The following is a 5,698-nucleotide window of genomic DNA, read 5'->3' as shown; positions in this document are numbered from 1 at the left end:
GCTGAAAATGCCGGCCTTTGAATGGGTTCATGTGCAGCTCCATCAGCAAAAGGGGATGATAAGTTTATCACCACCGACTATTTGCAACAGTGCCGCCGTACGTCCCCCACGGGGGTGCGCAGTGGGCGCCGCGCGCCTGCGCGCGGGAACGGCGGCCCGCCTTCGGGTCGCGGCGCCGTACTGCGCGTTAGCGGCCGCACGCGGCCGGTTACGGGGGACACTACGCCATACGACAAGCGACCCGCTGAGCTGCACAATCCACGGATAACACAAGCTACATACATGTCGATATGGGAATCCGCCCATCTTGCCGGGCGCCGCTGTTGTGTGGGAATCGGCCCACCTTGCCGGGCGCCGCTGCCGTGTGGAAATCCGCCCATCTTGCCGGGCGCCGCTGCCGTGTGGGAATCCGCCCATCTTGCCGGGCGCCGCTGCCGTGTGGGAATCGGCCCACCTTGCCGGGCGCCGCTGCCGTGTGGGAATCGGCCCACCTTGCCGGGCGCCGGTGCTGTGTGGAAATCCGCCCATCTTGCCGGGCGCCGCTGCCGTGTGGGAATCGGCCCACCTTGCCGGGCGCCGGTGCTGTGTGGAAATCCGCCCACCTTGCCGGGCGCTGCTGTCGTGTGGGAATCGGCCCACCTTGCCGCGCGCCGGTGCTGTGTGGGAATCGGCCCTCCTTGCCGGGCGCCGCTGCCGTGTGGGAATAGGCCCACCTTGCCGGGCGCCGCTGCCGTGTGGAAATCCGCCCACCTTGCCGGGCGCTGCTGTCGTGTGGGAATCGGCCCACCTTGCCGGGTGCGTAATTGCATCGGACTTGACTACCCATTTGCATTTTACTTGGTGACCGTTTGCAGATTACTTGACCATCACCAACTAAATCTGTCCCATTAGATTTAGTTGGCGTAAGGCCTTACATCTTAACGGCTGCTGTGTGCCAGAAGCGGACGTTATAGGAAGCAATCTTTTGCCGGATTCGGTAAAACCCCAATTTTTCCGAACCGCACTCGTCCCCGCGCCGTTGTGGCGCTGATAACTACATGTAGTGGTTTTCTCAGATGCTGCCGATACTACATACAGCGGGTGCGGGGGAACCCGCAGGCCAACACTAAATAGCTGCGCGGAATAGTAGATCACTGAAAGGGAACTCAGCCCGGATTGCGCGATCTGATCATTCGCCAAACCAACCAAAACCACCAACCGGACTGAGCGATGCCGATCATAGCACCAATACCCCGTGGCGAACGACGCCTGATGCAGAAAGCTATTCATAAAACGCGCGATAAAAATCATGCCCGCAGACTCACGGCCATGCTGATGCTTCATCGGGGTGAACGGGTCAGCGATGTTGCCAGAACTCTCTGTTGTGCCCGTTCATCCGTTGGTCGCTGGATTAACTGGTTTACGCACTCAGGTATTGAAGGCCTGAAATCCTTACCCGCAGGGCGCTCCCGACGCTGGCCTTTTGAACATATCTGCACCCTGTTACGTGAGCTGATAAAGCATTCTCCCGGCGATTTTGGTTATCAACGTTCACGCTGGAGCACCGAATTACTGGCAATAAAAATCAATGAGATAACCGGTTGCCAGTTACATGCAGGAACCGTTCGCCGCTGGTTGCCATCTGCGGGGCTTGTATGGCGCAGGGCCGCGCCAACTCTGCGCATCCGTGACCCACATAAAGATGAAAAGATGGCGGTAATCCACAAAGCGCTGGATGAATGCAACGCAGAGCATCCGGTATTTTATGAAGATGAAGTGGATATTCACCTTAATCCTAAAATCGGTGCGGACTGGCAGTTGCGCGGACAGCAGAAACGGGTAGTGACGCCGGGGCAGAACGAAAAATACTATCTGGCCGGCGCACTGCACAGTGGCACGGGTAAAGTCAGCTACGTGGGCGGCAACAGCAAAAGTTCAGCGCTGTTTATCGCTCTGCTGAAGCACCTGAAAGCCACTTACCGGCGGGCGAAAACAATCACGCTGATCGTTGATAACTACATTATCCATAAAAGCCGCGAAACACAGCGCTGGTTGAAAGCAAATCCCAAGTTCAGGGTAATTTACCAGCCGGTTTACTCGCCGTGGGTGAATCATGTGGAACGGCTATGGCAGGCACTTCATGACACGATAACCCGTAATCATCAGTGCCGCTCAATGTGGCAGTTACTGAAAAAGGTCCGCCATTTTATGGAAACCGCCAGCCCATTCCCCGGAGGAAAACATGGTCAGGCAAAAGTGTAGCGGTATTAGGCGCAGCTATTTAGTCAGCAGCACCACGCTGTGAGGCGCCAGCTCACGCATTAGCGCCCCAATAATGATCATCAACAGACCGACCGCCACGCTATCACGCTCGCGAATATGACGAGTGATCCAGCCTCCCGCCAGCGCCAGTCCGCCCATCGCGACCATCGGTAATGCGGTAAGAAGAGAAGCCACAGTAAAACTCATGCCGCTGGCCGCACGTAATTGCGGGAGTAAAGGCCCGATTGACGTGAGTAGCGGACGCATATTCAGGCCAATCAGCACCAACACAAGGAGCATCAGACCCGTACGAGGAGATTGATTCATATTGTTCTTTGAGCCCGGCGCGGATAACGCGCCAGGCTTTACTCGGGTTTAGAAAGGTTTTGTCGGCAGATATTTGCCATCAAGCGTAATCACCGCGCGTTCACCGCCTTCCGGGTCAGCCACTTTTTTGACATCCAGCTTGAAGTTAATGGCGCTGATAATGCCGTCGCCAAATTTCTCATGCACCAGCACCTTCAGCGTAGAGCCATACACCTGCAGGATTTCATAGAAGCGATAAATGGTCGGGTCAGTGGGTACGCGATCGTCAATACTGCCGCGCAGTGGGATCATTTGCAGAAGCAGCACCGCATCTTCATCCAGTGAGAGCTTTTCACCAACCAGACGCGCCGCATCAGCCGGCAGTGCATGCTGCCCCAGCAAGGCCGCGGTAACAAAAGCTTCAGATAAGCCCGTACCATCGGTGAGTTGCGCAAAGGTCAGATCTTTTTTCGCTTTGATAAGCAGAATCTGGTCAGCCAAAGAGAGGCGAATATCGCGGTTAATTTGTGCGTGGATCATAATGGAACCTCCTGTATAGAGAGAAAAAATTAAGCTGCGGTGAGGCTGCGAAGCGGCATCGCGCAGGTATTTGGATTTTCGGCAAGCGAGACAAACTGCCCGCTGGCACCGTTGTAGGCGGCAATATCGCCACGTTCGATGTCGTAAACCCAGCCGTGTAATGCCATCCGCCCCTCTTCCAGCGCCAGGCGTACTGACGGGTGGGTCTGAATATTGGCCAGCTGTGCGATAACGTTTTCACGCACCATTGATGCGGTTTTCGCCTGCAATGAAATATGCGTGCGTGATTCATTCACCACGCGGGCTGAATCGGCATAGCGCAGCCAGTGGCTGACGGCGGGCATACTGTCCAGGCAATGGCATCCGGCGATGGCCGTCATGGCGCCACAGTCAGAGTGACCACATATAACAATGTCATTTACTTTCAAAACCGACACGGCGTACTCCACCGATGCGGTAACGCCTCCCGGTTCCGGGCCATAAGAAGGAACAATGTTGCCCGCATTACGGATGACAAACAGATCGCCAGGCTCACGCTGCGTCACCAGCTCCGGCACCAGGCGGCTATCTGAACACGATATAAAAAGCGCGCGTGGGTTTTGCTGGTTTGCCAGCGATCTGAAAAGCTCGGCGCGTTCGGGAAAGACGCTGCGCTGAAATTTCAAAAAGCCATCAATAATCTCTTTCACGATTGTTCCTCTGTCTCACTATGGAATGGACACAGGCTACTCGCTACGTTCCATAAGATAAAAGACTCATTTATAATCAAGTCTATTGGTAAAACTTATGGGAAAGATGATGCTGTTACGACATATTCACTACTTTCTGGCAGTCGCTGAGCATCGAGGCTTTACCCGTGCCGCCACGGCGCTTCACGTTTCGCAGCCCGCGCTTTCTCAGCAAATCAGACAGCTTGAAGAGTCACTTGGCGCGCAACTGTTCGATCGCAGTGGTCGCCATATTCAGCTCACCGATGCTGGCGAAGCCTGGTTGGGTTACGCGAAAAATGCGCTGAGATCGCTGGAAGAGGGAAAGCGGGCAATTCATGATGTCGAGGATTTGAGCCGTGGCTCACTGCGTGTCGCCGTTACCCCCACGTTTACCTCGTGGCTTATCGGGCCGCTAATGGCGAGGTTTTATGCGCGCTATCCCAATATCACCCTTGCGTTACAGGAGATGTCGCAGAAAAAGATGGAAGAGCTGCTGCTCAACGATGAACTGGACATCGGCATCGCATTTGATGATGTTCATTCGGCAGACATCGACGTACTGCCGCTACTGAAGGAATCCCTTGCGTTGATGGTGTCTGAAAGCCATCCTCTGGCGCAACAGGAGTGCGTAGCCTTGTCACATCTTAATAATGAACGACTCATTTTACTGAGTGAGGAATTTGCGACGCGCGAACAAATTGATCGCTATTGCCGCCAAAGAGATCTGCATCCGCAGATAGTAATAGAAGCAAACTCTATCAATGCCATTCTGGAACTGGTGCGTCGTACAACGCTCGCCACCCTGCTTCCATCGCCAATCGCCGCGCAAAATGAGGGATTAAAAGCCGTTTCACTGACGCCGCAGTTGCTGGAACGAACCGCCGCGCTGATGCTACGCAAAGGCGCGTGGAGAACGGCCGCCGTGAAGGCATTTACGGCAATGGCGCAGGAAGTGACGAAAACGTACACCCGGTAACATTGAATTTCGCACGCCAGCAGGCGATAGTGCTTTTTTGACTGAGACAGAAGACGAGTATGACATCAACCGCACTCTCATCGACACTCAAAGGCGGCGCGCTGATCCTGTTGCTTGCCCTGATTTACACCGGCCTCTTTACCGCTGACCGCACGACCTGGCTCATGGAGGTCACCCCGGTCATTATCATTGTGCCGCTGCTATTGTCCACGCATCGTCGCTACCCGCTGACGCCCCTCCTTTACACGCTTATCTTTTTCCACGCGCTTATTCTGATCGGCGGCGGCATGTACACCTACGCCAAAGTGCCCATCGGCTTCGACGTGCAGGAGATGTTTAACCTGAGCCGCAATCCTTACGACAAACTGGGCCACTTTTTCCAGGGGCTGGTTCCGGCACTGGCGGCGCGAGAAATTTTACTGCGCAGCGGCTACGTGCGCGGGCGTAAAATGGTCGGTTTTCTGGTCTGCTGTATCGCTTTGGCCATCAGTGCAGCCTATGAATTGATCGAGTGGTGGGCGGCGCTGGCGATGGGCCAGGGCGCAGATGATTTCCTGGGGACTCAGGGCGATCCGTGGGATACGCAGTCGGACATGTTCTGCGCCTTGCTCGGGGCATTAACCACGGTATTGCTGCTTGGTCGTTACCATCAGCGCCAGCTAATGCGCTTACTGTAATTTCTCGAACCCGCCTGATTGGCGGGTTCTGCGTTATACAGCACACCGTTTATCAGGCAACAACCTTACAAATCAGGATGGTTCTTCTCAGGTCGCTCCAGCGCCAGATATCATTTTGCAATTTATCCAGCTTATAGGGAAGGTGCGAACAAGGGCACTGTTGCAAAGTTAGCGATGAGGCAGCCTTTTGTCTTATTCAAAGGCCTTACATTTCAAAAACTCTGCTTACCAGGCGCATTTCGCCCAGG

At 54.9% G+C, this 5,698-nt stretch carries 5 protein-coding genes and 1 pseudogene; 3 read left to right on the top strand and 3 right to left on the bottom strand.

All coding sequences use genetic code 11. The features are described from left to right. Positions 1 to 1,209: 1,209 nt before the first annotated feature. Complete coding sequence (locus ACOTXF_RS23470) at positions 1,210 to 2,241, top strand: IS630-like element ISEc33 family transposase (RefSeq protein WP_003033020.1); 1,032 nt, start codon at positions 1,210 to 1,212, stop codon at positions 2,239 to 2,241. A gap of 21 nt (positions 2,242 to 2,262) precedes the next feature. On the opposite strand, the pseudogene ACOTXF_RS23465 reads toward ACOTXF_RS23470, so the two are convergent. The 3 genes and pseudogenes from ACOTXF_RS23465 to ACOTXF_RS23455 form a co-directional block, all read right to left on the bottom strand. Further along, a pseudogene (locus tag ACOTXF_RS23465) lies at positions 2,263 to 2,568 on the bottom strand (cyanate transporter); the annotation flags it as partial. Positions 2,569 to 2,616: 48 nt separating this feature from the next. Next, positions 2,617 to 3,087, bottom strand: coding sequence for a cyanase (gene cynS / locus ACOTXF_RS23460; RefSeq protein ID WP_003032552.1), 471 nt, complete (start codon positions 3,085 to 3,087; stop codon positions 2,617 to 2,619). Between the two features lie 29 nt (positions 3,088 to 3,116). After that, the gene (locus ACOTXF_RS23455; RefSeq protein ID WP_003032549.1) at positions 3,117 to 3,776 is read right to left on the bottom strand and encodes a carbonic anhydrase; all 660 of its coding nucleotides are present in this window, start codon (positions 3,774 to 3,776) and stop codon (positions 3,117 to 3,119) included. Positions 3,777 to 3,885: 109 nt separating this feature from the next. Here ACOTXF_RS23455 and cynR point away from each other — a divergent pair, with 109 nt between their 5' ends. Both cynR and ACOTXF_RS23445 read left to right on the top strand, forming a co-directional pair. After that, positions 3,886 to 4,773 carry a transcriptional regulator CynR gene (gene cynR, locus ACOTXF_RS23450; RefSeq protein WP_109023025.1) on the top strand — a complete coding sequence of 296 codons (888 nt, stop codon included), beginning with the start codon at positions 3,886 to 3,888 and terminating at the stop codon, positions 4,771 to 4,773. Positions 4,774 to 4,832: 59 nt separating this feature from the next. After that, entirely contained in the window at positions 4,833 to 5,450 is a 618-nt protein-coding gene (locus tag ACOTXF_RS23445) for a DUF2238 domain-containing protein (RefSeq protein WP_003032543.1), read from the top strand. Positions 5,451 to 5,698 lie beyond the last annotated feature (248 nt).

It is taken from the genome of Enterobacter cloacae complex sp. IR53041, from assembly GCF_049238285.1.
GTDB lineage: Bacteria > Pseudomonadota > Gammaproteobacteria > Enterobacterales > Enterobacteriaceae > Enterobacter > Enterobacter roggenkampii.
Note: the sequence above shows the minus strand (reverse complement) of the source record. Positions and strands in the feature narration are given on the sequence as shown.

Coding starts and splice junctions, on each gene's coding strand:
- ACOTXF_RS23445 (WP_003032543.1), top strand. CDS start 4,833: ATGACATCAACCGCACTCTCATCGACACTCAAAGGCGGCGCGCTGATC.
- ACOTXF_RS23470 (WP_003033020.1), top strand. CDS start 1,210: ATGCCGATCATAGCACCAATACCCCGTGGCGAACGACGCCTGATGCAG.
- cynR (WP_109023025.1), top strand. CDS start 3,886: ATGCTGTTACGACATATTCACTACTTTCTGGCAGTCGCTGAGCATCGA.
- cynS (WP_003032552.1), bottom strand. CDS start 3,087: ATGATCCACGCACAAATTAACCGCGATATTCGCCTCTCTTTGGCTGAC.